Origin of the sequence: Streptomyces sp. NPDC007971, assembly GCF_042958635.1 — a bacterium.
Lineage (GTDB): Bacteria > Actinomycetota > Actinomycetes > Streptomycetales > Streptomycetaceae > Streptomyces.
The window spans coordinates 261,712-288,333 of sequence record NZ_JBIBJK010000012.1; the positions used below are offsets into that span (position 1 = coordinate 261,712).

Genomic DNA, 26,622 nt, shown 5'->3' on the forward strand with positions numbered 1-26,622 from the left:
TCCGTAGGGTACCCGTTCGATTGCCGCGCTTCAAAAGGTGTATCGTTGCACTTATTTAGTGGGTGTGCTTTTCTGCTCGCATGACCGCACACACCCAAAACGTCCGCTGGACGCTGCTCGGCGTCATGCTCGCGATGCTGCTGGGCATGCTCGACAACAACATCGTCGGCACGGCGATGCCGACGATCGTCCGCGACCTGGGGGGATTCGAGCACCTGTCCTGGGTCGTCACCGCCTACACCCTGGCCACCGCGGTGGCCACCCCGATCTGGGGCAAGCTCGGCGATCTCCACGGCCGCAAGACCGTCTTCCAGTCCTCGATCGCGGTGTTCCTGACCGGCTCGCTGCTCGCGGGCGCGGCCCACTCGATGGTCCAGCTGATCGAGTTCCGCGCCCTGCAGGGCATAGGTGCGGGCGGACTGGCCGCCGGGGCGTTCGCCCTGATCGGCACCCTGGTCCCGCCCCGGGAGCGCGGCCGGTACCAGGGCATGACGGCCACCGTGATGGCGGTCGGCGTGGTCGGCGGCCCGCTGGTCGGCGGCTTCGTCACCGGCCACCTCGGCTGGCGCTGGGCGTTCTACGTCAATCTGCCCCTCGGTCTGATCGCCCTGGCCTGGATCCAGTTGCGGCTGCACCTGCCCGCCCGGGCGCCGAAACCCCGGCCGCGGATCGACTGGGCGGGCACCGCCGTCCTGACGGTCACCATCGTCGCGGCGGTCCTCGCGGCGACCTGGGCCGGTACGGCGTACGCGTGGACGTCCTGGCAGATCCTTCTCCTGTGGGCGGTGGCCGTCCTCGGTGCCGCCCTCTTCGCCGTCGTGGAGCGGCGGGCCGCCGAACCCCTGCTGCCGCCCCGCGTCTTCACCGGCCACCGCAACTTCCCGCTCGCCGTCGGCCTGCTGCTCGTGACCGGCGTGGTGATGTTCGGCTCGGCGCTGTATCTGCCCCTCTTCCAGCAGGCGGTCCAGGGCGCCACGGCGACCGGTTCCGGCCTGCTCCTGCTGCCCCTGATGATCCCGGTGGTGATCGCCTCCAACGTCGCCGGGAAGGTCATGTCCCGCACCGGCCGGTACAAGATCTTCCCGGTGCTGGGCACCCTGCTGCTCACGGCGGGCACGCTGCTGCTGGCCACGATGGACACCGGCACCTCCCGCGTCGCGGCCGGCGGCTTCATGGCGCTGGTCGGCCTCGGGATGGGCTTCACGATGCAGATGGGGTCGACGATCGCGCAGAACAGCGTGGAACTGCGGGACATGGGAGCGGCCTCGGCGGCGGCGAACCTGTTCCGCACCCTGGGCGGCTCCCTCGGCGTCGCCGTCTTCGGCTCGCTGTTCACACGGGCGGTGCCCACCGTGGCGAGGGGGGAGGCGTACCGGACGGCGGTGGCCACCGGCACGCAGCACATCTTCCTGACGGCGGCCGCGGTGTGCGCCCTGGGGTTCGTGGCGGCGGTGCTGCTGATCGAGGTGCCGCTGCGGGGCGGCCCCGGCGCGCAGGCCGGGCGGAGGACTCCGGAAACGAATCAGCCGGTGACCCGTCTTGCGACGGAGTCACCGGCTGATCACTCAGGGTGAGTGACGGGACTCGAACCCGCGGCATCCTGGACCACAACCAGGTGCTCTACCAGCTGAGCTACACCCACCATGACCGGCGGTCGAACTTGTCGTTTCCCCGACCGGCCGAGAAGAAGTCTACAGGGTCCGAAGGGGTGCTCGCGCACAGGTTTTACGGCACCCGTGCGCGGGACCTTCGAAGCCCTACTGAGCAGGCAGGACGTGCTTGGCGGCGATCGCCCTGGCGGTGTCGGAGTCGGGGCCGGGCTGCGGGACGAAGACCGCCTCGCGGTAGTACCTCAGTTCGGCGATGGACTCGCGGATGTCGGCGAGGGCACGGTGGTTGCCGTTCTTCTCCGGGCTGTTGAAGTACACCCGCGGGTACCAGCGCCGCGCCAGCTCCTTGATGCTGGAGACGTCCACGATCCGGTAGTGGAGGTAGTCCTCCAGAGCCGGCATGTCCCGTGCCAGGAAACCGCGGTCGGTGCCGACGGAGTTGCCGCACAGCGGGGCCTTGCCGGGTTCCTTCACGTGCTCGCGGACGTAGGCGAGGACCTGCGCCTCGGCGTCGGCCAGCGTGGTGCCGCCGGCCAGCTCGTCCAGCAGTCCGGACGCGGTGTGCATCTGACGCACCACCTCCGGCATCGTCTCCAGCGCCGAGTCCGGCGGGCGGACGACGATGTCCACCCCCTCGCCGAGTACGTTCAGCTCGGAGTCGGTGACGAGGGCGGCCACCTCGATGAGAGCGTCGTCGGACAGCGAGAGGCCGGTCATCTCGCAGTCGATCCACACCATGCGATCGTTCATGCGACCACCCTAAAGCGGGCTCCGGCATTTGGGTGCCCCCGCGTCGGGCGGAAGCGGCCGGGCACGGACGAGGGGGGCGGGTGTGACCCGCCCCCCTCGTCCGCGCTCCTTGCCCGCGCGCGCTCAGTTGCCGCTGCGCGGTCCCGGCAGCAGGCTCACCGCGCCCGCGCCCGCGGTCTGGCGGCGGCTCTGCATCGGCACCCCGGCGTCCCGCTCCGGATGTAGCAGGGCCGGTACGGGCCCCATCGGTCCGTGGCCGGCCAGGCCGGCCGGAACACCCGCCGGGCCGGAGTGCGACACCGGCGCCTCCGGGTCACCCGGCCTCTCGCCCTGCGGCCGGCGGGCCCGGTAGGCGGCCCGGTAGGCGGCGGGGGACGAGCCGAGCTGACGGCGGAAGTGCCCGCGCAGCGCGACCGGCGAGCGGAAGCCGCAGCGGCCCGCCACCTCGTCCACGGAGTAGTCCGACGTCTCCAGCAGCCGCTGCGCCTGGAGCACCCGCTGAGTGATCAGCCACTGCAGCGGCGCGCTCCCGGTGAGCGAGCGGAACCGGCGGTCGAACGTACGGCGGCTCATATAGGCGCGTGCCGCCAGCGTCTCCACGTCGAACTGCTCGTGGAGGTGTTCCAGCGCCCAGGCGACGACCTCGGCGAGCGGGTCGGCGCCGATCTCCTCCGGTAAAGACCTGTCGAGGTAGCGCTCCTGACCGCCGCTGCGGCGCGGGGGGACCACCAGCCGGCGGGCGAGCGCGCCGGCCGCCTCGTTGCCGTGGTCCGTCCGCACGATGTGCAGACACAGGTCGATCCCCGCGGCCGTGCCGGCCGACGTCAGCACGTCGCCGTCGTCGACGAACAGTTCGCGTGGATCCACATGCACCGACGGATAGCGTTTGGCCAGCGTCGGTGCGTACATCCAGTGTGTGGTCGCCGGTCGGCCGTCCAGCAGGCCCGCCGCCGCGAGGACGAACGCGCCCGTGCACAGCCCGACGATGCGGGCCCCCTCTTCGTGCGCCCGGCGCAGTGCGTCGAGCGCGTCCTCCGGTGGCGGTGAGGTGATCGAGCGCCAGGCCGGTACGACGACCGTACCTGCGCGCGAGATCGCCTCCAGCCCATGCGGTGCGGTGAGTTCCAGGCCCCCTGTGGTCCGCAGTGGGCCTTCCTCGCCGGCGCACACCAGAAGTCGGTAGCGCGGTACGCCTGCGTCCTGGCGGTCGATCCCGAACACCGAAAGCGGTATGGAACTCTCGAAGATGGGGCCGCCGCTGAACAGCAGCACCGCGACGATCTCCTTGCGGCGTCGCCCGGAGAGTTTCCGGGCCGTGGCTTCCGGCGCGGCGGTGGAGTCGTGGCTCATGGCTGCTAAGCCCCCCTCGGTGGTCGCGGCTCCTCGGTTGTGTCGCTCCTGCACGTTTCCCCTCGGTCCTGCACGAGTCCCCCGCCGTAAGACAGTCAAGATCGAATTTACTGGCTCCCGCGGTCTGTCGGTGGCCAGTTCCACACGCGGCACATTGTCGACATGACAACTTGGCGTGAAGCATTCGATCACGAAGGGTTGCACTCGTGGGGCGTGCAGGGAAGTGCGCCTTGTCGCAGTGGCCAAACCACGTAGGGTGCGAAGGGTCGCTCAGACCCTTTCCGTGCAGGTGGAACGGGGGTTGGGGGGTGGTGGGGACCCCTCGGGAGCGGTATCCAGAAGTTGGCCGAAAACCAACGTTCCAGGGTGCAAAAACCGGTCAGTCGACCGGTGTCTTTTGCCGGGTGTGACGTCCGCCTCTTTGCGTGGCGCAACGCTCGGAGTGCCGCAGCAGGATGCGGCAGACCGCCGTGACGGCGGCCAGGCCCAGGAAGGTGCCGGCGGCACCGCCGAGCGAGGTGCCGTACCAGACGAGGACCACGGGGACGAGGACACAGCTGAAGGCAGCCCAGCGGATCACATCACTCGTGGTGTCCGGGGTGGGGTGCGTATCGCGGGCGGATCGGGGTCCGGACATCTCGTGCTCCCTGTGGCGGTGGGTCACCGGGTTCAACGCTTGTTCGATCGCTCGGTCACCGGCCGTGCCTCGGGGAATACCGCGGTGGCCGCGTGAATCCTGTGCAAACAGCCTGTACGGGGCAGCAACCATTGCGTTACGGGCGCCGCTCGTGCATGCTCCGGGGAACCCCTGCGGACACCGGGGGGCCCGCTCACGGAGCGTGCGCAGGAACTGGGCAGAGGAGGCGTGCCGCCGTACCCTTGGGGGTATGGGGTTGGGAAGACGTTTCCCGGACACAGCTCCGCTGCACGATGTCACCCCCAGCCACAAAGGATCACAACGCCGAGACAGCCATGGCCGGTCACGAATTCTCCGAACCCGCGGACCGCAAGCGGCCGGTCGCCGATCCCACGGCGGCCGATCCCCTCGCCGCGGAAGAGTCACGCCCCTCCTGCGACCCCGCCTTCAAGCACGGCGTCGTCGTCGGCTTCGACGGCTCGACGTCCAGTGAACGTGCCCTCGCCTACGCGATCGGCATGGCCCACCGCTCCCGGTCGGGCCTGATCATCGTCCATGTGGCCAACCGGCTGCCCACCACCGTGTGGGCCGGCTGCGAGCCGCCCGTCTTCGTCGACGTGCCGGACCACCGCACCGAGGTGCTCGGCCTGGAGCTCGCCTGCGCCGACTATCTGGCCGAGGTGCCCTGGATCCTGGTCGAGCGGGGCGGCGACATCTGCCACGAACTCGAAGAGGTGGGGCGGGAGTACGAGGCCGACGCGATCGTGGTCGGCTCGACGCACGGCATCGTCGGCCGGATCTTCGGCTCCGTCGCCGGACGGCTGGCCAAGCGGGCGCAGCGGCCCGTGATCGTCATCCCCTGAGCGCAGCCGCGTCCCGCTGCGTCCTCCCGGGTTCGCCGGCATTCCGACGCCCCGTCAACTCCCTTTGTGCAGCGCAAAACTACTCGCGCGTAGAGGTGTTTGTGCCCTTGTGAAGGGCATATACCGGTCACCGCGCAACTGCACATGCATGAAGGGAGCCCGCAGTGGACAACGACGTCTCCGCGGGAAGCGGAACCACTACCGTGGTCGGCCGACTCGCCCTGGGTGTCACCCTGTTGGCGTTCGGGCTCGGCACGACCGGCGTCATCGACGGCGTGGGGGCATCCGACGCCGTGTCACTGGCTCATTACGTGGGCGGAGTCGCCCTGTTCCTCGTCGGACTTCTTGCCTTCCGTGACCGCGACAGTGCCTCCGGCACCGGTTTCGCGGCCCTCGGGGCACTCTGGTTCACCTGGGCCGTGGCGGGTCAGATGTCGGCCAACGCGGCCGGACTCTTCCTGCTGCTGTTCGCCCTCGTGGCGCTCTCGCTGACGCTCGCGGGCGGGGACACGCTCGGGCAGCTGACGCACGGCCTGCTCTTCCTCGCGATGCTGGTGCTCGCCGTGGCGCAGTTCGCGGACAGCTCAAGCCTGACCAAGGTGGGCGGCTGGGCCGCCGCCGTCTCCGGTGCGGTGGCCTGGTACGCGGCGACGGCGGCGCTTGCGCACTGGCCGACGGCGCTCCCGAGGCGTGCTGCGGGCCGGGGGGTGACGGCCGCCGGCTGATCCGAGCAGCACTGAAGGGACCCCCGCGTGTTTGGTGGCACACGCGGGGGTCCGTTCTGTTGTTCTGCCGGTGCGGGGGCGTGGGGGCTTGCCGCGCAGTTCCCCGCACCCCTTTCAGGGCGTCTATTCCACCGTTACCGACTTCGCCAGGTTCCTCGGCTTGTCGATGTCCCGGCCCAGGGCCTGCGCCGTGTGGTAGGCCAGCAGCTGGAGCGGGATGCCCATGAGGATCGGGTCCAGCTCGTCCTCGTTCTTCGGGACCACGATCGTCTGGTCGGCCTTCTCCTGCTGCTGGTGGGCCACCGCGAGGATCTTGCCGCTGCGGGCCTTGATCTCCTCCAGGGCCGCGCGGTTCTTCTCCAGGAGGTCGTCGTCGGGGACGATCGCCACCGTCGGCAGGGCGGGCTCGATCAGCGCCAGCGGGCCGTGCTTCAGCTCGGAGGCGGGGTAGGCCTCGGCGTGGATGTAGGAGACCTCCTTGAGCTTCAGGGAGGCCTCGCGGGCCACCGGGTAGCCCCGCACTCGGCCGATGAAGAGCATCGAGCGGGCGTCGGCGTACTGCTCGGCCAGCTGCTTGACCTCTTCCTCCTGCTTGAGGATCTCGGTGATCTGCTCCGGCAGCTTCCTGAGGCCCTCGATGATCCGCTTGCCGTCGCGGACCGAGAGGTCACGGGTGCGGCCGAGGTGCAGGGCGAGGAGTGCGAAGGCGACGGTGGTGTTGGTGAAGCACTTCGTCGAGACCACGCAGACCTCGGGGCCGGCGTGCACGTAGATGCCGCCGTCGGCCTCGCGGGCGATCGCGGAGCCGACCACGTTGACCACGCCCAGCACCCGGGCGCCCTTGCGCTTCAGCTCCTGGACGGCGGCGAGCACGTCGTAGGTCTCGCCGGACTGGGAGACCGCGACATAGAGGGTGTCGGGGTCCACGACGGCGTTGCGGTAGCGGAACTCGGAGGCCGGCTCGGCGTCGGCCGGGATGCGGGCCAGCTCCTCGATCATCTGGGCGCCGATCATGCCCGCGTGGTACGAGGTGCCGCAGCCGAGGATCTTCACGCGGCGGATCTTGCGCGCCTCGCGGGCGTCCAGGTTGAGGCCGCCCAGGTGCACGGTGGAGAAGCGGTCGTCGATCCGGCCGCGCAGCACCCGGTCCACGGCGTCGGCCTGCTCGTGGATCTCCTTGTGCATGTAGGTGTCGTGGCCGCCCATGTCGTAGGAGGCGGCCTCCCACTCCACGGTGGTCGGCTCGGCCGTCGTGCGCGTGCCCTCGGTGGTGTAGGTGCGGAAGTCGTCGGCCTTGAGGGTGGCCATCTCGCCGTCGTCCAGCGTCACTATCTGCCGGGTGTGGGTGACCAGGGCGGCGATGTCGGAGGCGACGAACATCTCCTTCTCGCCGATGCCGAGCACGACCGGGGAGCCGTTGCGGGCCACCACGATGCGGTCGGGGAAGTCGGCGTGCATGACGGCGATGCCGTAGGTGCCCTCGACGACCCGGAGGGTCTCGCGGACCTTGTCCTCCAGCTTCTCGGCCTGCGAGCGGGCGATCAGGTGGACGAGCACCTCGGTGTCGGTCTCGGAGAGGAACTCGACGCCGTCCGCCTCCAGCTTGCGGCGCAGGTCGGAGGCGTTGTCGATGATGCCGTTGTGGACGACGGCGACCTTCTGGTCGGCCGACATGTGCGGATGGGCGTTCAGGTCGGAGGGGGCGCCGTGGGTGGCCCAGCGGGTGTGGGCGATGCCGGTGGTGCCCTTGAAGCGCGCCGGGACCTTGGCCTCCAGGTCGCGCACCCGGCCCTTGGCCTTGACCATCTTCAGGCCGGCCGACTTCGGGGAGGAGACGACGATGCCCGCCGAGTCGTAGCCGCGGTACTCCAGGCGCTGCAGGCCCTCCAGGAGCAGGGGGGCTACATCACGCTTCCCGATGTATCCGACAATTCCGCACATGTATAGGTATCTCTCAGCCTGGCGTTTCAGCCGTAGACCATGCGGCGCAGCTGCCTGAGCGTCAGCTCCGGCGGCGCGACCGCCCGGTATTTCAGGTCCGCCTCGATCCGTTCGAAGATCGCCGTGTTCTGCAGACCCTGGGTCTGCAGCTCGCGGTGGCGGCGACGGACGTAGTCCTGCGTCGTCTCGTCGAAATAGGCGAGCACGTCCTGCACCACCCGCAGCGCCTCGCCCCGGTTCAGGGGCGTGGATCGCATCAGGTGATCGACAAGTTCCTCGTGCACCCGGTAGATCCTGAAGTACTGCCGCCGCTTTCGCAAGAATCCTGCCCGATTCCGGGCAACCGCCTGTTAGCGGGCTTGTTGAGGCTCTGTTCGCAAGCCGTCCATCCTGTGTCTTGTGTCTCGTTGCGGTTGTGGACCACTTTCAGACGTCATGGACATTCCACGTATGGGAGTACCCGACAAGCTCGCCGAGCGTATGAGCATGGCCGAGCAGCACGAGTACCTGCGGTCGAGATTCTCGCGGCGCTCGATGATCCGGGGCGGCGCGGTCACGCTGGGCGCCGCCGTGGGTGGCGCATTCGTGCCGGGCGCCACCGCCCAGGCCGCCGTGCCGACCCAGCGCACCGCATCCGCCGCCGAGACGGTCGACGGCGCCCTGGTCGCCCCCTTCGGCCGCCACCTCGCCTGGGGCAACGACCCCCGCACCGAGGTCACCGTCTCCTGGCAGGTCCCGGTCGCGGTGAAGAAGCCCTTCATCCGCATCGGCGCCCACCCCTGGGACCTCTCCCGCAAGATCCCCGCCGAGGTCCGCAGCCTCTACACCCCGGCCGGTGTCGGCGCCAGCGGCGACCACACGCAGTACTACCTGCACGCCCAGCTCACCCACCTGCGCCCCGGCAGGACGTACTACTACGGCGTGGGTCACGAGGGCTTCGACCCGGCCGAGCGCCACCTGCTGGGCACCCTGGGCACCTTCACCACCGCCCCCGAGTGCAAGGAGCCGTTCACCTTCACGGCCTTCGGCGACCAGGGCGTCAGCTACCACGCGCTGGCCAACGACAGCCTGATCCTCGGCCAGAACCCGGCCTTCCACCTGCACGCCGGTGACATCGCCTACGGCGACCCGTCCGGCGCGGGCAAGACCACCGACACCGGGTTCGACTCGCGCACCTGGGACCAATTCCTCTACCAGACCGAGTCGGTCGCCAAGCAGATCCCGTGGATGGTCTCGTACGGCAACCACGACATGGAGGCCTGGTACTCGCCCAACGGCTACGGCGGCGAAGAGGCCCGCTGGACGCTCCCGGACAACGGCCCGGACGCGAAGAACCTGCCGGGCGTCTACTCCTTCGTCTACGGCAACACGGCGATCATCTCGCTGGACCCCAACGACGTCTCCTTCGAGATCCCGGCGAACCTGGGCATCTCGGGCGGAACGCAGACCGCGTGGTTCGAGGGCCAGCTGAAGAAGTTCCGCGCCTCGAAGGACGTCGACTTCATCGTCGTCTTCTTCCACCACTGCGCGTACTGCACCTCCACCGCGCACGCCTCGGAGGGGGGCGTGCGCCAGGAGTGGGTGCCGCTGTTCGACAAGTACCAGGTGGACCTGGTCATCAACGGCCACAACCACCAGTACGAGCGCACCGACGTCATCAAGGGCAACACGGTCACCAAGAAGCTGCCGATCGGCGGCACGGCGTACCCCGAGACCGAGGGTGTCGTCTACGTCACGGCGGGCGCCGCGGGCCGCAGCCTGTACGCCTTCACCGCTCCGGACTCCTACGAGGGCCACGAGAACGAGGTCGACTCCGTCGCCTCCTTCATCAACCTCAAGGACGGCAAGCAGAACGAGACCGTCGCCTGGTCGCGCGTGCGCTACCTGAACTACTCCTTCCTGCGCGTGGACGTCACCCCCGCGCCGCGGGGCCGCTACACCACGCTGGAGGTCCAGGGAATCGCCGAGACCGGCGACCGCATCGACCACTTCACGGTGGCCCGCCGGGCCAAGTAGGGGCACAACGGTGTGAAACGGGTCACGCCCGTGTCCCGAAGGCTGGGCACGGGCGTCGCGGGCGGTTCTCACATGCGCTTGAGGACCGCCCCCTTGGCCAGCGCGAACTCCTCGTCGGTCAGGACCCCGCCGCGGTGCAGTTCGCCCAGCTCGCGCAGTCTGCGCAGCAGCGCGTCGTGGTCGTCCTCGGCCGCGGGCGCCTTGGCGAGCCGCGGCGGCCCTGGCCGGGCGTCCGCCTCGTCCGCCGGAGCGGACGGGTGCGGCAGCCGGGCCTGCACGGCGGCCGCGACCAGCGCCATCAGCGGGTCCTTCTTGAACCCCCACAGCTCGACCGCGTTGGGGTCGTACTTCGGCGGAGCCGTGACCGGCGCGCCGCGCACGGTGAAGCGCAGGTGCCCGTTCTCCAGCCCGGCCGCCGGCTGCCACTCCACGGCGGTGATCTCCGCGACCGGGATCGCACGGGGCCCGGTGGCGGCCTTGGCGTCCTCCGTCTTCCAGTTCCACTCCAGCCGCACCAGCTCCCCGTCGAAGGCCGCCGTGCCGTCCCCGGCCGAGGCGGTGACCGGCACGGCCGGACCGGGAAGCAGGTACTCGGTGACCGGGTCCGGTGAAACCCCGTCCAGCAACAGGGTGTTGCGGACCTCGTCCGCGAAGTACTCGGCGACGCCGTACCGGTCGGACTCCACGGTCAGCTGGTAGGGGTCGTGGGACTCGGTGAGCCGGCCGCCCGTCGCGTGCAGCAGCGGATCGGCGCCGTCGCGCAGCCTCAGCCTCAGCCGCCCCGCCTTCTTGCCCTGCTCGAAGGAGACACCCGCCAACGCGGCCAGCGGGACGACGAGTTCACCCAGGCTCCTGCGCAGTACACCGATGTTCTTGTCCCGTCCCGGGGTCAGCCGCAGGGCGTCCCCGTCCAAGGCCCAGGTGCCGTCCTTCTGGATGATTTCCGTCATGCGGGGATTGTTTCACCGGATCTGCGGGAGAGTGGTCTTTACCACTCCTGAAGGGAGCGCATGTGAGACGCAACCACAGCACGACTCCCCGACTGACCCGCATCCTCGGATCACTGCTGCTCATGGCGGCGGCAGGCGTGTTCACCGTCGGCGCGGGGCCCGCCCCCGGGGCCGCCGCACCGACCCCGCTGGACCGGGTGGTCCCCGCGCCCGCCTCGGTCACGCCCGCCGGATCCCCGTTCCGCATCACCCGCGCCACCCTCGTCCGCGTCGACGGCTCGGCCGAGGTCCGCCGGATCGGCGAGTACCTCGCCGGCATCCTGCGGCCGTCCACCGGCTATCCACTGCCCGTCACCGAGCAGGGCAGCGGCGGCATCCGGCTCCGGCTCGCGAGCGGCCCGTACGGCGCCGAGGGCTATCGCCTGACCAGCGACCCGCAGGGCGTCCTGGTCACCGCGAGCGAACCGGCCGGCCTCTTCCACGGCGTCCAGACCCTGCGCCAGCTCCTGCCCGCCTCCGTCGAGAAGAAGACCGTGCAGAGCGGCCCCTGGCAGATCGCCGGCGGCACCATCGAGGACCACCCCCGCTACGGCTACCGGGGCGCCATGCTGGACGTCTCCCGGCACTTCTTCACCGTCGCCCAAGTCGAGCGCTACATCGACCAGTTGGCCCTCTACAAGATCAACACCCTGCATCTGCACCTCAGCGACGACCAGGGCTGGCGCATCGCCGTCGACTCCTGGCCGCGCCTGGCCTCCTACGGCGGCTCCACACAGGTCGGCGGCGGCACGGGCGGCCACTACACCAAGGCCGACTACCGCGAGATCGTCCGCCACGCCGCCTCCCGCTACCTGGAGGTCGTGCCCGAGATCGACATGCCCGGCCACACCAACGCGGCCCTCGCCTCCTACGCACAGCTGAACTGCAACGACACCGCGCCACCGCTCTACACCGGCACCGACGTCGGCTTCAGCTCGCTGTGCGTACCCAAGCAGGTCACCTACGACTTCGCGGACGACGTCATCCGCGAGCTGGCCGCCCTCACCCCCGGCCGCTATCTGCACATCGGCGGCGACGAGGCGCACTCCACCAGCCACGCGGACTACGTGACGTTCATGGACCGCATCCAGCCGATCGTCGCCAAGTACGGCAAGACGGTCATCGGGTGGCACCAGCTGACCGGTGCCACCCCTGCCGCGGGAGCCCTCGCCCAGTACTGGGGCCTGGACAGCACCAGCGCGGCGGAGAAGGCCCAGGTGGCCGAGGCCGCCCGGCACGGCACCGGGCTCGTCCTGTCCCCGGCCGACCGGATCTACCTCGACATGAAGTACACGAAGGACACCCGGCTCGGCCTGGACTGGGCCGGACTGGTGGAGGTGCGGCGCTCCTACGACTGGAACCCGGACACCTACCTGCCCGGAGCACCCGCCTCGGCGGTCAAGGGCGTCGAGGCGCCGCTGTGGTCCGAGACGCTCGCCACGTCCGCCGATCTTGAGTACATGGCCTTCCCGCGCCTGGCCGGAGCGGCCGAGCTGGGCTGGTCCCCGGCGGCCACGCACGACTGGAACCGCTACAAGGACCGTCTCGCGGCCCAGGGCCCCCGCTGGGACGCCCTCGGCATCAGCTACTACAAGTCGCCTCAGGTTCCCTGGCCGACAGGCTGAGCACATGCTGTTGAGTACATGCTGACGGGCACCCCGGAGAGCCGTTCCTGACGGTCGGGGCCGTGTGGGGGGACCGGGAGCGGGAACTTCCCGGCCCCTTCACGCGTTGCGGGGACGATCTGAACGTTTGATGTGTGACACGACGGCGGTGCCGTCGTCGGGGGAGTGAGTGAACCCATGGCCATGGTGGGGCTGTTCTGGGTCGCCGGGAGCGACGTGTACGTGGGCTCGAAGCCGTCCGGTCTGGCTCCCGGAGTGCGCCTGACCCCCGAGGGCGTGGAGGCCCTCGGCCACAGACAGTCCGGCCTGTACCTGTGGGAGGACGTGCATGCCCTGACGCTGACCGCCGTCCCCGTGAAAACCCTGAAGCGGCAGGTCGGCGCGGTCGGGAACATGGCTCTGGGCACGGTGGTGGACCTGGCCCTCTCCGCCGGTGTCGGTATGACGGGCGAGGACCCGCCGCTGATGACGGTGCACGTGGAAACAGCCGACGGCGACCACGAGTTGGCGGTGTACGTCGCCGCGGCCGTCGGCTACTCCCGGACAGAGGTCGACCTCTCCCACGCTCTCCTGTCCCGCCTCACGGAGGGCGCCGCGACGATGGCGACGACGCTGGCGGCGATGTCGGAGTGGGGCCGCACGTGGGAAGGCGGGTCGCCTCGCAGGGCGGAGCGGGAGGAGCTGTTGCGCGAGTGGGTGGGCTGACGCCCCGCCCGTCAGCCGTAGGCTGCCGGGGTGATTGACACCGTTGTGCTCGACGTCGGCGAGACGATCACCCGGGACGACCGGTACTGGGCGTCCTGGGCCGACTGGCTCGGCATCCCCCGTCATACCCTGTCTGCGCTCGTCGGAGCCGTCGTGGCCCGGGGCATGGACAACTCCGAAGCCCTGAGACTCGTCCGCCCCGGCATCGACGTCGCTGCCGAATACCGGGCGCGGCAGGCAGCGGGGCGCGGTGAGTGTCTCGACGAGGCAGACCTGTACGAGGACGTACGACCGGCTCTCACCATGCTCCGGCAGCACGGCGTGCGGGTGGTCATCGCCGGGAACCAGACGGTCCGAGCCGGGGAGCTGCTGCGAGGCCTGGACCTGCCGGCCGATGTCGTCGTGACATCGGGGGAGTGGGGTGTCGCCAAGCCTCAACCGGAGTTCTTCCGGCGGGTTGGGGAGGTGGCGCAGACTTCTCCCCAGCGCACTGTGTACGTGGGAGACCACCCGGCCAACGATGTCTTCCCGGCGAAGGAGGCCGGACTGCGTACGGCCCACATCCGTCGCGGCCCGTGGGGACATCTGTGGGCAGACGACCCGGACGTGATTGCTGCGGCGGACTGGCGGATCGACGGTCTCGGAGAACTGGCTGCGCTTCTCTGCGCATGAAACCCGTGAACGGCACCACCAACGGGATGTGATGGGGGCGTTGCTGTCCACATGGTGTGCGGCCGTGAGTACGTTCTGAGCGGACACACCGAACTGGAGCCAACATGCCCTTACGCCCTCGCGGCGGAGTCGGCGACCGCATCGCTTACTACCGCAGTGCCATGCGCCCAAAGCTGACGCAGCAGCAGCTCGCTGAAGCGGCGTGTGTCGCCCTCGGAACCATCCGCAAGATCGAACGCGGCGAGCGCGGAGTGAGCGACTCGACTCTCGATGCGATCGCAGACGCCCTTGGTGTCGATCCTGCCCGTCTGCGTACGGATCGCGGCCCGGCGCACGTCCGCGTACACGACGCTCTGCCCGCTCTGTCCGCTGCGATCGCCGCCTACGATCTGCCCGAGGACGGACCTGTTCGGGCCTGGCACGACCTGCAAGAGACTGTTCAATCGGCCACACAGTGGAGGCTCGCCGCCCAGTACACCCAGATCGCCCGCGAGCTGCCCGACCTGCTCGCAGAACTCCTGCGCGCCTACCACACGGCCGCCCCGGACGAACGGGCGAAGGCGGCGGGTCTCCTGGTAAGAGCCTGTCGTTCTGCTGACGCCGTCGCCTACAAGTTCGGCGCACGCGATCTGTCTGCCCGCCTCATCGATGTCATGCGGTGGGCAGCCCCCGAAGCCGGGGATCCTCTCCTCTCGGCCTCCGTGGCCTACGTACGCACCGAGACATTCTTTGCTGCCCACGCGTACCTGCCAGGCTTGCGGGCGTTGCACCAAGCGCTGGACGCAGCGCCCGCCCCCGTCTCAGCCCCGGAGATCGCAGCACGGGGTTCGCTGCACATGAGGGCTGCCGTCATTGCCAGTCGCGCCCGCGACGCTTCAACGGCAGTCAGTCACCTGCTGGCAGCTCGCAAGCTCGGTGACCGGATCAGCGAAGCTGTGTACTGCGGCACAGCGTTCGGGCCCGACTCCGTACGCACCCACGAGGTGTCTGTAGCCGTCAGCCTCGGAGACGAACATGTCGGCCGGGCCCTTGAAATCGCCGATGAGTGGAAGCCGCCCCAGGACCTCCCGGCCGAACGTCGCAGTGGCTTCTACATCGAACTGGCCCGCGCCCAGCTCTGGTCGGGGCTCGCCGACGACGCCTTCGAGTCACTCAGGGTGGCGCGTCACATTGCACCCCAGCACACGCGCGAACATCCTTGGGTCCGTCAGGACGCCGCCAGGCTGCGCCGCTTGAAGCGAGCCGACTCCGAGTCGCTCACCACATTCGCAGAGTGGTGCGCCGCCATCTGACGCAGTCCCATGGCTACCCCTCACAGGGGTACTTGTCGTGTGGCCGCACCCTCACCATCTGTGTAGCACGCGCAGGAGCCAGCAGATGGGAGCCGGGAAGTGCCAGATTCACATCCGTTCGCGCCCACGGTCATCGAAGGGCGTGTGAGCGTCGTCCGATTGCATGGCGAGGCTTGCTTCTACTGCGGAGCCGTCAACAAGACCCTGCGCGTTGCCGGGCATGTCGTGGTCCGTGAAAGCACGCGCGTGTGGCAGATCGCCACGTGCGGCTGCCGAAGCAAGGAAGCCACGGCATGAACGGCACCGACCGAGTAGACCCCCGCGACCGTGCGACCGATCCGGGGGCATGGCCAACGCTGTTGGGAGCGTCAACATGATGAAAGGTACAGCCCGACTCCGGGCCAGGGCACTGGGCGGCGGTATGACGATGCGGGTCTACGCCGTGGACCGCAACGGCACGATCACCCGCGACCGCGGCACGATCACCGTGACGTACGGGAACCAGCCGCTGCCGCCGGCCATGGACACCCAGTACCCGCCATGCAGGTGCCTGCACTGCCGGACTGGACAGGTGGTGCGCCGGTGACCGTCACCATGAAGCGGGACAACGACACCGGCCCAGTGGACATCGCCACGATGCGCGAGACCGCAGCTCTGCTGCTGGGGCCGGACGACGGGCCCGAAACACCTCCCCCCGCGCTCAAGGAGCTGGGCACCCTCACTGCGACGCTGCGCGGCCATCTGGAACTGCTCATCCCCGAGGTGGCGGCGAAGGCAGGACGGCTGCCGAAGAACAGCGTTCCGCGATACTGCGCCCTCGCCTGCGTCGGTGAGGCAACCAGGAAGGCGCGGGTCGGGGACGGTTGCACGTCGCCCGTCCGCGTGGCCGTGGCGCGCAAGCTCGCCCGCTCCGTCAAGGCGCTCTGCGACCACTACGAGAAGTTGGGCGGGGCAGCACCGGCCAACGAGCGGTCATGAACGCGATTGGCAGCCTGCTTATGTAGTGGTTGCCGTCACCGTCCCTGTCCTCGCGCTGGTGCTCACGAGGACGGCTGGCTGACGCCCCCCTGCGGCCGCCGGGTCAGGGTCGCATCCCCAGATCGTCCCTCCCGCCGCTGTTCGGCAAGACTCCGGCGGAAGGGGCTCCGGGCCCCTGCGCTCATCGATCCGCAGCGGGCTCATCAGCCGATACAAGCAGTGAAGGAGTACGCCTTGTTCGTCCACTCCGACCGATACCCGACCGAGACGTCGCGGCCGTCCGGCACCCGCACTCCGGCCCCATGGGGGGTGAGCCGCATGGCCCCTTATCCGACGATGGCCCCGGGCTATGCGCGTGCCGAACTGAACCCGAGCACCCAGGCAGCGGTGTTCTTCGACGCTCACGGGCAGATCATGGAGATGCCTGGCCATGGCACTAGCACCGGCACCACCCCGGTGACGGGCACAAGCCCTGACGGGCAAGGCCAGGGCAACACCGACTCCGACCAGGGGAGCGACGGCGACCAGTGAGTGATCCTCGTCCGGTGTTGGTCGTCACCAGCTTGTACGACCCCACCGCCGACGCGGTGATCCGCGAGCTGCACGACCGGGGCGTCCCGGTCGTGCGGCTCGACTCCGGGGACTTCCCCGCATCACTGTCGGTGGAGGCCGAGATCACCCAGCACGGCGTCCAGGGCCGCCTCCTCACCCCCACCCGAACCGCTGACCTGGCCACCGTGAGATCCCTGTACTACCGCCGCCCGACCGGGTTCGCGTTCCCGCACCTGGCCGAGCAGGATGCACGGTTCGCAGTCACCCAGGCCCGGTACGGACTCGGGGGCGTGCTCGCCTCCTTACCCGGCTGCCGGTACGTCAACCACCCGCACAGGATCGGCGACGCCGAGTTCAAGCCCTCCGGCCTCGTCGCGGCGGTCGGGTCCGGATTCGACGTACCGGCCACGCTCATCACCGCCAGCGCGGACGCCGCCCGGGCGTTCGTCAAACGCCACCACTCGGTCATCTACAAGCCGCTGTCGAATCCGGCCTACCAGGCCGACGGGGTCTCCTCGGTTGTCAGGATCGCCGAGGTCGCCGCCGAGGACATCGACGACAGCGTGGGCGGCACTGCGCACCTCTTCCAAGAGCGCGTTCTCAAGACGGCGGACGTCCGGGTCACGGTCATCGGCAGGCGGGTGTTCTGTGTCCGTATCAACTCCGACCTGCTGGACTGGCGCACCGACTACGGCCGCCTGAAGTACACCCCTGTGGAGCTCCCACCACGGATCAGGACGTCACTGTTCCGGTACCTGGATCACTTCGGGCTCGTATTCGGCGCTTTCGATTTCTGCGTGGGCGGGGACGGGCGATGGTGGTTCCTGGAGTGCAACCCCTCCGGCCAGTGGTACTGGCTCGAACCGGAAACCGGTCTTCCGATGCTTGAGGCCATGGCCGATCTGTTGGAGAGGACGACATGAGCACCGACGTGGCACGGCTGCATCAGCAGCTGGTGAACAGCCTGGAACAGACAGGGACGCTGCGCACCGAGCCATGGAGGCGGGCAGTGGAGTCGGTTCCGCGACACGAGTTTCTCCGGGGCGGCTTCTTTCGCCGGGTTCCGAACGCCTTCCCTGTGGCCTGGCAGCCTGTTCTGGAGGACAGCGCTGACTGGATCCGGGGCTGCTACACGGACGAGTCGCTCGTGACGCAGATCGCGAATACGATCGTGCCGACGGACATCCGCGGTGACATTCTGCGCGAGCCGACCAGTTCCAGCACACTGCCCTCACTCGTGGTACGCATGCTGGAGGAGCTGCGGCTGGAGCCGGGCATGACGGTTCTGGAGATCGGCACCGGCACCGGCTACTCGACCGCGCTGCTCTGTGCCCGACTGGGCGAAGGCTTCGTCACCTCCGTCGAGTACGACGCGGAGGTGGCCGCCAGGGCGGAGACGGCTCTCGCCCGGGTCGGGATGTACCCGAAGCTCGTTACCGGTGACGGTCTGATCGGCTTCGCCAAGGGCGCGCCGTACGACCGGGTCATTGCCACCTGCGGCGTACGCAGCGTGCCCCGCGAGTGGATAGAGCAGACGCGGCCTGGCGGAGAGATCCTTACGACCGTCGGTGGATGGCTCGGCGCCTCGGAACTCACTCGGCTGACGGTGCATGACGACGGCACCGCATCCGGCCCGCTACTGGGCGGCCGGGCCAGCTTCATGCTCGCCCGCCCGCAGCTGCCGCCACCCCTCGGCCTGCTTCCGGACCTGAGCGCGGGCGAGGAACGCGAGGCCGTCATCGGCGCCGAGGCTCTGGACGACTGGACGTCCCGATTCGTCGTGCAGTGTGCGGTACCGGGCGGCCGGCGCCTGGCCATGGAACGTGACGGGCGGCAGGAGGACCTACTGATCGACAGCGACTCAGGTTCATCAGCCGCTCTCTACCAGGAGGCCGGCCGGTGGACCGTGCGGCAGCACGGCCCCCGCGCCCTGTGGGACACCGCCGAAGACCAGTTGGGCCGCTGGAACGCCGCTGGAGCACCTGAGCCGGCGCGGTTCACACTCCGCGTCACGCCGGAGGGGCAGAGCTACAGCTGGTAGCGGTGGTCGGCACAGCCCGAGGGGCACCCCGCAGGACCGTACTGCGGGGTGCCCGTCCGTCTTCGCGGCGGCTTCAGAACCCGGCGATGGGGTTCTTCAGGGTTCCGACCAGCTGGAGGGCCCCGGAGGGGTCTGCCAGGTCGACCATCTGCTTGTTGTTGCGCAGCTGGAGCCGGTTGAGGCAGGACAGCGCGAACTCGGGGGCGAACATGTCGTACTGCCGGAACCTGTCCGCCAGCTCCGGCGTCGCCTCCTGGTACTCGCGGGTGACCTCCGCGACCGTGCGCCAGAAGCCGTCCTCCTCCAGGATCCCCTCGGCGGCGAGGTTCGCCGCGAGGAACCGGAAGAAGCAGTCGAAGACGTCCGTGAAGACGGACAGCAGCTTCTGGTCCTCGGGCACGTCGACGGCGATCCGCCGCACCTCGGGCGGCAGCACCGCGTCCGGGTCCATGACGACGATCTCCTCGGCGATGTCCTTGTAGACCGCGCGCTGCACCACCCCGTCCTTCAGGACCAGGATCACGTTCTCGCCGTGCGGCATGAACACCAGGTCGTAGGCGTAGAAGCTGTGCAGCAGCGGGGTGAAGTACGCCCGCAGGTACTGCCGCAACCACGCGGCGGGCGCAAGGCCCGACTGCTCGATGAGCGCGCCCGCGAAGGAGGCGTCCGTGTGGTCCGTGTGCAGCAGGGACGCCATGGTCGCGAGGGACTCGCCCTCCCGCAGCGACGGCACCGGGCTCTGTCGCCACAGCGCGGCCAGCATCTTGCGGTACGGCGAGTGGCGGTCGGTGGCCTGCTCGTACTCCAGGTGCCGGTAGCCGACGGCGGCACGCTCCCGGATGATCGTGAGCCCGGTCGACTTCAGCACACTGTCGTTCTCGATGAGCTGGGCGAGCCAGTCGTTGATCGCCGGGGTCGCCTCCATGTAGGCGGCGGACAGCCCGCGCATGAAGCCCATGTTGAGGACGGACAGGGCTGTCTTCACATAGTGCCGCTGCGGGGCGGAGGCGTTGAAGAAGGTCCGTATGGACTGCTGGGCCAGGTATTCGTCGTCGCCCTCGCCCAGGCAGACCAGGTACCGGCGGGCCACCTCGGCGGCGAAGGTGACACTGAGCTTGTTCCACCACTGCCAGGGGTGGACGGGGATGAACAGGTAGTCGGCCGGGTCCAGGCCCTGGTCCGTGAGCGTCCGCCGGAACCGTTCGACGGTGGCCGACCCCAGTTCCTGCCGGAAGAACTCCTCGTACTCGATCCCGGCCCCGGCCGTGAACGCGGCCCGCGAGCGGTGCGCGGCCAGCCACACCAGCCGGATCGGGCTCGCGGTCTCCGGCGCGTACGACAGGTACTCGTGGACGCCGAAGCCGAGCCGCCCGTTGTTGGCGACGAAGCACGGGTGGCCCTCGGTCATCCCGGTCTCGATCGCCTGGAAGCCGCTGCGCGCCAGCTCGGCCACCGGGATCCGCGGCTTGGTGAGCTTGTAGCAGGTGCCGGAGAGGGTGGAGGAGATCTCCTCCAGGTAGACGGGCAGGATCTCGTCGCTCAGCCCGAGTGCCTGCCGCAGCTCGATGAAGAAGTCCATCGCCGCGAGGGGGAGTTCGTCGTCGCCGCGGTGGCGTGTGACGGAACCGGCGTCGATCTGCCAGTGGTCGAGGCCGCGCAGGGTGGCCGCGAAGCGGTAGGAGGTGAGCCCGTCGTCGCTGCGGACGACGTATCCGTCCCCGTCCCGCTCGGGCGTGATCAGCCGCTCGTGGGCGAACTCGGCGAGCGCCTTGCGCACCAGCAGGCGGTTGGCGGTCTCCCAGCGCTCCGGCGACAGGTGGGCCACGGAGTCGGCGAGGCTCATGCGGGCACCCCCGTCGCCGCGGCGAACTGCTCGCGGGTGCAGAAGCTCAGCAGCGCCTTCTTCTCCGGCTTCTGCATCTCCCGCTCGGGCACGAATCCGACGGCCTCGTTCAGGGCGTGCACGGCCTTGTTGCGCACGTCCGGCTCGACGACGACCCGCAGCGCGGCGGGGTCCTCGAAGAGGTGGGCCATTACGGCGGTGATGACGGCCTTGGTGAATCCGTGCACCGGGGTGTCGGTGGCCGGGGTCAGGAAGTGCATGCCGACGTCCCCGGGTTCCGGCTCGTACAGCCCGACCAGCTCGCGGTGGGCGGGGTCGTACTTCTCCATGAGGAAGGCGGGCTCGCCGTCCAGCAGCCCGAGCAGGGCGTGGTGGTGCTCGTCGGCCGCGATCTCCCTGTAGGCGCGCTCGACGTCCTGAAGCTTCGCGTCCTGCATCATCCAGAACGCGGCCTTGGGATGGGTGACCCAGCCGTGCAGCAGCTCGGCGTCTTCGAGCGGGTCGAGCGGGCGGAAGGTGAAGGTCATGGTCGTGCTGGTCATACGGCGAACTCCTGGAAGGCGATCGTCTTCTCGACCGGGTAGTACTCCGTGCCGAGCAGCTCACGGATGATGTACGCGTTCCGGTAGGCGCCCATGCCGAGGTCGGGCGAGGTGATGCTGTGGGTGTGGACGCCGGCGTTCTGGAGGAACACACCGCGGCCGGTGACGTCGATGGCGTAGTTGCGGGCGACGTCGAAGCGGCCGTGGCCGTCGAAGCGGAGGCGGTCGCGGACCGGGTCGAGGAAGGCCGGCGGCTCGTAGTGGTAGCCGGTGGCCAGCACCAGGCCCTCGGTGCGGATCTCGAAGTCCTTGCCCTGCTCGTCCTGGCGGAGGCCGAGCGTGTACGCGCCGTCCTCGTACCGGGCGCTGTTCAGCGAGGAGTTGGTGAGCAGGCGGGTGGGCACCGGGCGGTCGCCGCTCTCCACGTTCTTCTGGTAGAGCAGGTCGAAGATCGAGTCGATCAGGTCCGAGTTGATGCCCTTGAACAGGCCCTTCTGCTGCTTCTCCAGCCGGTAGCGGGTCTCCTCGGGCAGCGCGCGGAAGTAGTCGATGTAGTCCGGGGACGTCATCTCCAGGGTCAGCTTGGTGTACTCCAGCGGGAAGAACCGCGGGGAGCGGGTGACCCAGTTGAGCCGGTAGCCGCGTACGTCGATCTCGGAGAGCAGTTCGTAGTAGATCTCCGCGGCGCTCTGGCCGCTGCCGACGATCGTGATGGACTTCTTCTCCTGCAGCTCCGCCTTGCGGTGCATGTACTGCGCGTTGTGCAGGAAGTCGCCGCCGAGGCCCCGGCAGGCCTGCGGTACGAAGGGGACCGTTCCCGTGCCGAGGACCAGGCGCCGTGCGCGGAACGTTTCTCCGGCGGCGGTGCGGACGGCGTAGAGCTCGTCCTCGTACGTCACCTCGGTGACCGTGGTGCCGAAGCGGACGTTGCCGAGCCGGTTCGCCGCCCAGCGGCAGTAGTCGTCGTACTCGACGCGCAGCGGATAGAAGTTCTCGCGTATGTAGAACGGATACAGTCTGCCCTTCTCCTTCAGGTAGTTGAGGAAGGAGTACGGCGAGGTCGGGTCGGCCAGGGTGACCAGGTCCGACATGAACGGGGTCTGGAGGTGGGCGCCGTCCAGGAACATGCCCGCGTGCCACTCGAATCCGGGCTTGGAGTCGAGGAAGACGCCGTCCAGTTCGGCGATCGGCTCGGTCAGGCAGGCGAGCCCGAGGTTGAAGGGGCCGAGCCCGATCCCCACGAAGTCGTAGGTCTTGTTCGGGGCTTCAGGACGCGCGGTCAAGGGACTCTCCCAGGTACTGCTCGGCGTGGCCGGCGATCAGGTCGAGGACGGCGGCGATGTCGGCCGGCGTCGTCTCGGGGTTGAGCAGGGTGAACTTCAGGTAGTGGCGGCCGCCGACCTTGGTGCCCGCGACCACGGCGTCGCCGGAGAGGAACAGGGCCTTGCGGGCGTACAGGTTGGCGCGGTCGATCTCGGCGGGGTCGGTGACGGCCGCCGGGATGCAGCGGAAGACGAGGGTGGAGAGCGAGGGCTCCACCACGACGTCGAAGCGGGGGTCGGCGGCGAGCAGCTTCCAGCCCTCCCGGGCCAGCTCGCACACCTGGTCGAAGAGTTCGCCGATGCCGTCGGCGCCCATCACGCGCAGCGTCATCCACAGCTTGAGGGCGTCGAAGCGGCGGGTGGTCTGCAGGGACTTGTCGACCTGGTTGGGGATGCGCTCGGTGACCATACGGCGGGGGTTCAGGTACTCCGCGTGATAGGTCGCGTGGCGCAGGGTCGAGGCGTCCCGGACCAGTAGGGCGGAGGAACTCACCGGCTGGAAGAAGGACTTGTGGTAGTCGACGGTGACCGAGTCGGCGCGCTCGATGCCGTCGATGCGGTCCCGGTGCTTGAGGGAGGCGAGCAGCCCGCAGCCGTAGGCCGCGTCCACGTGCAGCCAGGTGGAGTACTGGGAGCACAGCTCGGCGATCTCGGGCAGCGGGTCGATGGAGCCGAAGTCGGTGGTACCGGCAGTGGCGACGACGGCCATGGGGACGAGGCCGTCCTTCGCGCAGCGCTCCAGCTCATGGGCGAGCGCGACGGTCTGCATGCGCTTGTTCTGGTCGACGGGGACGGAGACGACCGCGTCCGGGGGAAGTCCCAGCAGTTTCGCGGACTTCTGCACGCTGAAGTGGCTGACCTCGGAGGCGAAGATGCGCAGCCCGGCGAGGGCGTCCCCCACGTGCCATCCTGCCCGCCCCGGCTTCGCCTCCTCCCGGGCCAGCAGGAGCGCCTGGAGGTTGGACTGGGTGCCGCCGGAGGTGAAGACGCCGTCGGCGGCGGGGCCGAGGCCGATGCGCTCGGCGGTCCAGTCGATGAGCCTGCGCTCGATGAGGGTGCCGCCGGCCGACTGGTCCCAGGTGTCCAGGGAGGAGTTGACCGCGCAGAGCACGGCCTCGCCGAGCAGCGCGGGGATGACGACCGGGCAGTTGAGGTGGGCGAGGTAGCGGGGGTGGTGGAAGTAGACCGCGTCGCGGAGGTAGAGGTCTTCCAGTTCGTCGAGGGCCGCGGTGGTGTCGCCCAGCGGCCGGTCGAGGTCGACCGCGTCGACGCGCGGTGCGAGGGCGTCGACGGTGACGCCGGTGAACGGACGGTCGGTGGTGGCCAGTTTGGCCGCCACCCGCTCGACTCCTTCGGTCACGGAGCGGCGGTAGTGCTCCGCGGTGCGGCCATTGAGCAGGTGCGAGCGCATGTGGGGGTCCTCCGAGGGGACTGTCCGTGCGGGGAGATGAACTTAGGTTAGCCTAACCTAAGTTTGAGGGGGCGGGGTGTGCCTGTCCCGTGACCGACTTCACTCCAGGGGGAGTTATTCGCCGGAGGCGCGGAGCTGTTCCTCCGTCAGGCCCCGCCGCCAGTACCCGACGAAGGTGACGCGCCGCCGGTCGATCCCGCGCTCGCCGACGAAGTGCCGGCGCAGCTCCTTCACCCGGCCGGACTCGCCGGCGATCCATACGTACGGTGCTTCGGACGCGGGCAGCGGGGCATCCCGCACGGCGTCGACGGCCGCGGGGGACCCGTCGTGCCGGACGAGCCAGGTGATCTCCGCGTCCGCCGCGCTCTCCACGTCCTGGATGTCACCGGCGTGCGGCACCTCCAGCCAGGCGCGGACGCGGGTGCCGGGCGGCAGGGACTCCAGGATGGCGGTGGCGGCCGGAACGGCGGTCTCGTCGCCCCACAGGACGACCAGCCCGGTGTCCTCGGGCGGCCGGAACCGGATCGCCCGGTTGTCGGCGATCGCCGGGCCGAGCAGCAGGACGCGGTCGCCGGCCGCGGTCCGGGAGGCCCAGCGGGAGGCGGGCCCGGCCGGAGTGTGCAGGGCGAAGTCGATGTCGATCTCGTCGGGGTCGCGGCGCAGCGCCCTGAGCGTGTACGAGCGCATCACGGCCCGTACGTCGTCCGGCAGTTCACGCCAGGCCTGCCACCAGCCGTCGCCCAGATCCAGCGGTACGACGGGTTCGGCCTGCCCCGGATGTGGCAGGAACAGCGACAGGGACTGGTCACGCCCGTCGGAGTGGAAGGCGTGCAGATCGGCACCGGTGAAGGTGACCCGGACCAGGGACGGCCCGAGCCGCCTCGTCCGCACGACCTGCAGGGAGAAGAAACGGAACGGGGCGGCTACGGCCGTCGTCATGTCAGCTCCTGAATCTGCGTCAGGTTCTCGATGCGGGGGACTGCGGCAGACCGGAAGGGGCGCGGGACCGTGTCGATACGCGGCTCCGCCGCGCGGGCGCGGCCGGCCACACGCGGCCCGCAGTCACCCACGACGCGGAACGGCCCCTCCGAAGGGGCGCCTAACCGACCTTCTTCGCCTTCTCCAGGGCCTCGGCCAGACCGGTCAGCAGCGGCACACACTTGTCGTAGGAGAGAATCGGCTCGGGCGAGCGCGCGATGACCTGCCCCGCCTTCACCGCGGGCAGTTTCTTCCAGGTCGCCTTCGTGATGTCGGCCGGCTGGATCGTCGAGGACCGGTCGTCCATCATGATGATGTCGGCGTGGTACTTGTCGACGTTCTCCCAGCTCAGCGACTCGTACCAGCCGCCGCCCTGCTTCTTCGCGCTCTGTGGGGGCTCCACGAAGTTCACACCGAGGGCCTTGAAGTACTCCAGGTCCACCGAGAGGTTGGTGCCGGAGACGTAGAAGAGCTGGTCGCTGGCGGAACCGGCCATCACCTTGAGGCCGGGCTTCGCCTTGGCGGCGGCCCGCAGCCGGGCGGCCGCGGCCTCGAACCGCTTCTTCGCGTCCGTCACCTTCACGGCCTTCATGTCGGCGCCGAGCGACTCGGCGAGGTCCCACATGCGCTGCAGCGGCTGGGTGAGCTGACGGTCGTAGACGGAGATGCCGACGCTGGGCGCCAGTTGGGCGATCTTCTTCTTCGACTCGTCGGGGACGTACCAGAGGGTGCCGGCGTTGTCGAACATCGTCGTGATGAGCACGTCGGGCGCGAGGGACGCGTACTTCTCGATGTTGAACTGGCCCCAGGCGTTGCCGAGAACCGTCAGCTTGCTGACGTCCATGTCGCCGGCCTGGACGTCGGCCTTGCCGTCCTTGGTCGTGGTCGGGCCGAAGACGCCCTTGACCTCGATGCCGTAGTCGTAAAGGGCGGCGCCGACACCGGTGAAGGCGACGATGTTCGCGGGGGCCCTGTCCAGCTTCACGGGCGTGCCGCGGTCGTCCTTGAAGCTCCAGGGGCCCGACTTGCCGACCTTCGCGTCCTTGCCGGAGCCGCTGCCTTTGCCCTTGTCGTCCCCGCAGGCGGCGAGTGCGGCGCCGAGTCCGAGGGCGCCGCCCGCGGCGAGCAGGCCGCGGCGGGTGAGGTGGGTGGCACGGGCATAGGGCATGGGTATGACTGCTTTCGAACGGGGCGGGGCGCCCGCCGGACAAGGTCAAAAATAGGTTAGCCTAACCTCACCTGCTGTCCAGGGGGTGGGCACCGTCCGGGCCGCGGGAGTCCGCGGTTGAGCATGTCCTTACGATGAGCGCGTGTTCGACACCCCGTCACGCCCCGTCCGCTGGGCCGCCGTCCTCCTGATGCCGTCGCTGCTGGCCACCGGCTGTTTCGTGGACGACATGGCCGCCCTTTCCGTGGACCGAGTCGTCGGCACCTGGACGTCGGCCGACGGCGCGACGCTGAGCTTCGCGGCCGATCGCACGTTCACCTCCACCGGCCTGGCCTCGAAGAAACTCGCCGACTACGACGAGCGGTGCCCCGCGGGAAGGGCCGTCGGCACCTGGCAGTTCTTCGCCGACGACGGAGACGGCGACTCCAGCACCTCGCAGAAGGCCGTCTCCGGCTCCGAGGTGGGGCTCTTCTTCGGCAACCTTCCGCAGTCGGACTGCTCGATCGACCTCTCGGCGGTCAAAGCGGCGAAGGGCCGCACGGCCCTCTGCGTCACCCTCGACCCAGACGAACCCTGCGGCCCCGGCATCCGCTTCACACGGCGGACATGAGC

26 protein-coding genes and 1 tRNA gene are annotated in these 26,622 nt (G+C 69.4%); 14 read left to right on the plus strand and 13 right to left on the minus strand.

The features are described from left to right. Positions 1–80 precede the first annotated feature (80 nt). On the plus strand, positions 81–1,574 hold the full coding sequence (locus tag ACFZCP_RS26110) for an MFS transporter (RefSeq protein ID WP_391430633.1): 1,494 nt from the start codon (positions 81–83) through the stop codon (positions 1,572–1,574). Here ACFZCP_RS26110 and ACFZCP_RS26115 read toward each other — a convergent pair. The 4 genes from ACFZCP_RS26115 to ACFZCP_RS26130 all read right to left on the minus strand — a co-directional run bounded on the left by ACFZCP_RS26115 (position 1,570) and on the right by ACFZCP_RS26130 (position 4,347). Further along, positions 1,570–1,642: transfer RNA gene (locus ACFZCP_RS26115), tRNA-His, on the minus strand. The two genes, ACFZCP_RS26110 and ACFZCP_RS26115, sit on opposite strands and share 5 nt — an antisense overlap. 115 nt (positions 1,643–1,757) lie before the next feature. Continuing rightward, positions 1,758–2,360 (minus strand): oligoribonuclease, encoded by a 603-nt coding sequence (orn, locus tag ACFZCP_RS26120; RefSeq protein WP_362693641.1) that lies wholly within the window; start codon positions 2,358–2,360, stop codon positions 1,758–1,760. Positions 2,361–2,483: 123 nt separating this feature from the next. Continuing rightward, positions 2,484–3,710, minus strand: a complete 1,227-nt coding sequence (locus ACFZCP_RS26125) for a helix-turn-helix domain-containing protein (protein ID WP_391430636.1) — start codon at positions 3,708–3,710, stop codon at positions 2,484–2,486. A 379-nt stretch (positions 3,711–4,089) separates the two neighbouring features. Then, complete coding sequence (locus ACFZCP_RS26130) at positions 4,090–4,347, minus strand: hypothetical protein (protein ID WP_362691250.1); 258 nt, start codon at positions 4,345–4,347, stop codon at positions 4,090–4,092. 335 nt (positions 4,348–4,682) lie between these two features. Here ACFZCP_RS26130 and ACFZCP_RS26135 point away from each other — a divergent pair, with 335 nt between their 5' ends. Together ACFZCP_RS26135 and ACFZCP_RS26140 are read left to right on the plus strand one after the other, a co-directional pair. Then, entirely contained in the window at positions 4,683–5,210 is a 528-nt protein-coding gene (locus ACFZCP_RS26135; RefSeq protein ID WP_362691253.1) for a universal stress protein, read from the plus strand. A gap of 164 nt (positions 5,211–5,374) precedes the next feature. After that, positions 5,375–5,935 (plus strand): GPR1/FUN34/YaaH family transporter, encoded by a 561-nt coding sequence (locus ACFZCP_RS26140; protein ID WP_362691256.1) that lies wholly within the window; start codon positions 5,375–5,377, stop codon positions 5,933–5,935. Positions 5,936–6,058: 123 nt separating this feature from the next. Here ACFZCP_RS26140 and glmS read toward each other — a convergent pair whose 3' ends face one another. Together glmS and ACFZCP_RS26150 are read right to left on the minus strand one after the other, a co-directional pair. Beyond that, entirely contained in the window at positions 6,059–7,876 is a 1,818-nt protein-coding gene (glmS, locus tag ACFZCP_RS26145) for a glutamine--fructose-6-phosphate transaminase (isomerizing) (RefSeq protein ID WP_362691259.1), read from the minus strand. Between the two features lie 26 nt (positions 7,877–7,902). Then, the gene (locus ACFZCP_RS26150) at positions 7,903–8,160 is read right to left on the minus strand and encodes a hypothetical protein (protein ID WP_362691805.1); all 258 of its coding nucleotides are present in this window, start codon (positions 8,158–8,160) and stop codon (positions 7,903–7,905) included. 166 nt (positions 8,161–8,326) lie between these two features. On the opposite strand from ACFZCP_RS26150, the gene ACFZCP_RS26155 reads away from it, so the two are divergent. Next, entirely contained in the window at positions 8,327–9,892 is a 1,566-nt protein-coding gene (locus ACFZCP_RS26155; protein WP_391430644.1) for a fibronectin type III domain-containing protein, read from the plus strand. A 68-nt stretch (positions 9,893–9,960) separates the two neighbouring features. On the opposite strand, the gene ACFZCP_RS26160 is transcribed toward ACFZCP_RS26155, so the two are convergent. Then, positions 9,961–10,842 carry a DUF4429 domain-containing protein gene (locus ACFZCP_RS26160; RefSeq protein ID WP_391430646.1) on the minus strand — a complete coding sequence of 294 codons (882 nt, stop codon included), beginning with the start codon at positions 10,840–10,842 and terminating at the stop codon, positions 9,961–9,963. 122 nt (positions 10,843–10,964) lie between these two features. Here ACFZCP_RS26160 and ACFZCP_RS26165 point away from each other — a divergent pair, with 122 nt between their 5' ends. From ACFZCP_RS26165 to tgmC, 9 genes are all read left to right on the plus strand, one after another. After that, complete coding sequence (locus ACFZCP_RS26165; RefSeq protein WP_391430834.1) at positions 10,965–12,506, plus strand: family 20 glycosylhydrolase; 1,542 nt, start codon at positions 10,965–10,967, stop codon at positions 12,504–12,506. Between the two features lie 177 nt (positions 12,507–12,683). After that, complete coding sequence (locus ACFZCP_RS26170; RefSeq protein WP_391430649.1) at positions 12,684–13,211, plus strand: hypothetical protein; 528 nt, start codon at positions 12,684–12,686, stop codon at positions 13,209–13,211. A 30-nt stretch (positions 13,212–13,241) separates the two neighbouring features. Next, complete coding sequence (locus ACFZCP_RS26175; RefSeq protein ID WP_391430652.1) at positions 13,242–13,883, plus strand: HAD-IIIA family hydrolase; 642 nt, start codon at positions 13,242–13,244, stop codon at positions 13,881–13,883. Positions 13,884–14,044: 161 nt separating this feature from the next. After that, positions 14,045–15,175: a helix-turn-helix domain-containing protein gene (locus ACFZCP_RS26180; RefSeq protein ID WP_391430656.1), complete on the plus strand. Its 1,131-nt coding sequence runs from the start codon at positions 14,045–14,047 to the stop codon at positions 15,173–15,175. Between the two features lie 373 nt (positions 15,176–15,548). Continuing rightward, positions 15,549–15,761 carry a hypothetical protein gene (locus ACFZCP_RS26185; RefSeq protein ID WP_391430659.1) on the plus strand — a complete coding sequence of 71 codons (213 nt, stop codon included), beginning with the start codon at positions 15,549–15,551 and terminating at the stop codon, positions 15,759–15,761. Further along, a complete protein-coding gene (locus ACFZCP_RS26190; protein WP_391430662.1) occupies positions 15,758–16,153 on the plus strand; it encodes a DUF6415 family natural product biosynthesis protein in 396 nt (131 codons plus the stop codon). Before ACFZCP_RS26185 ends, ACFZCP_RS26190 begins: the two co-directional genes overlap by 4 nt. Before the next feature lie 219 nt (positions 16,154–16,372). After that, positions 16,373–16,684, plus strand: coding sequence for a putative ATP-grasp-modified RiPP (gene tgmA, locus ACFZCP_RS26195; protein WP_391430665.1), 312 nt, complete (start codon positions 16,373–16,375; stop codon positions 16,682–16,684). Beyond that, on the plus strand, positions 16,681–17,628 hold the full coding sequence (tgmB, locus tag ACFZCP_RS26200) for an ATP-grasp ribosomal peptide maturase (RefSeq protein WP_391430669.1): 948 nt from the start codon (positions 16,681–16,683) through the stop codon (positions 17,626–17,628). The genes tgmA and tgmB overlap by 4 nt, the downstream gene beginning before the upstream one ends. Continuing rightward, positions 17,625–18,746 (plus strand): ATP-grasp peptide maturase system methyltransferase, encoded by a 1,122-nt coding sequence (gene tgmC / locus ACFZCP_RS26205; RefSeq protein ID WP_391430672.1) that lies wholly within the window; start codon positions 17,625–17,627, stop codon positions 18,744–18,746. Before tgmB ends, tgmC begins: the two co-directional genes overlap by 4 nt. A 73-nt stretch (positions 18,747–18,819) precedes the next feature. Here the strand turns inward: tgmC and ACFZCP_RS26210 are convergent, their stop codons facing one another. From ACFZCP_RS26210 to ACFZCP_RS26235, 6 genes are all read right to left on the minus strand, one after another. Continuing rightward, a complete protein-coding gene (locus ACFZCP_RS26210) occupies positions 18,820–20,589 on the minus strand; it encodes an IucA/IucC family protein (RefSeq protein WP_391430675.1) in 1,770 nt (589 codons plus the stop codon). Next, a complete protein-coding gene (locus tag ACFZCP_RS26215; RefSeq protein ID WP_391430678.1) occupies positions 20,586–21,131 on the minus strand; it encodes a GNAT family N-acetyltransferase in 546 nt (181 codons plus the stop codon). The genes ACFZCP_RS26210 and ACFZCP_RS26215 overlap by 4 nt, the downstream gene beginning before the upstream one ends. Continuing rightward, a complete protein-coding gene (locus ACFZCP_RS26220) occupies positions 21,128–22,414 on the minus strand; it encodes a SidA/IucD/PvdA family monooxygenase (protein WP_391430681.1) in 1,287 nt (428 codons plus the stop codon). The genes ACFZCP_RS26215 and ACFZCP_RS26220 overlap by 4 nt, the downstream gene beginning before the upstream one ends. Continuing rightward, a complete protein-coding gene (gene desA, locus ACFZCP_RS26225; RefSeq protein ID WP_391430686.1) occupies positions 22,398–23,864 on the minus strand; it encodes a lysine decarboxylase DesA in 1,467 nt (488 codons plus the stop codon). Before desA ends, ACFZCP_RS26220 begins: the two co-directional genes overlap by 17 nt. 114 nt (positions 23,865–23,978) lie before the next feature. Further along, positions 23,979–24,803, minus strand: coding sequence for a siderophore-interacting protein (locus ACFZCP_RS26230; protein WP_391430689.1), 825 nt, complete (start codon positions 24,801–24,803; stop codon positions 23,979–23,981). 160 nt (positions 24,804–24,963) lie between these two features. After that, positions 24,964–26,010: an ABC transporter substrate-binding protein gene (locus ACFZCP_RS26235; protein ID WP_391430693.1), complete on the minus strand. Its 1,047-nt coding sequence runs from the start codon at positions 26,008–26,010 to the stop codon at positions 24,964–24,966. 142 nt (positions 26,011–26,152) lie between these two features. Here ACFZCP_RS26235 and ACFZCP_RS26240 point away from each other — a divergent pair, with 142 nt between their 5' ends. Continuing rightward, on the plus strand, positions 26,153–26,620 hold the full coding sequence (locus ACFZCP_RS26240) for a hypothetical protein (RefSeq protein ID WP_391430696.1): 468 nt from the start codon (positions 26,153–26,155) through the stop codon (positions 26,618–26,620). Positions 26,621–26,622: the final 2 nt, after the last annotated feature.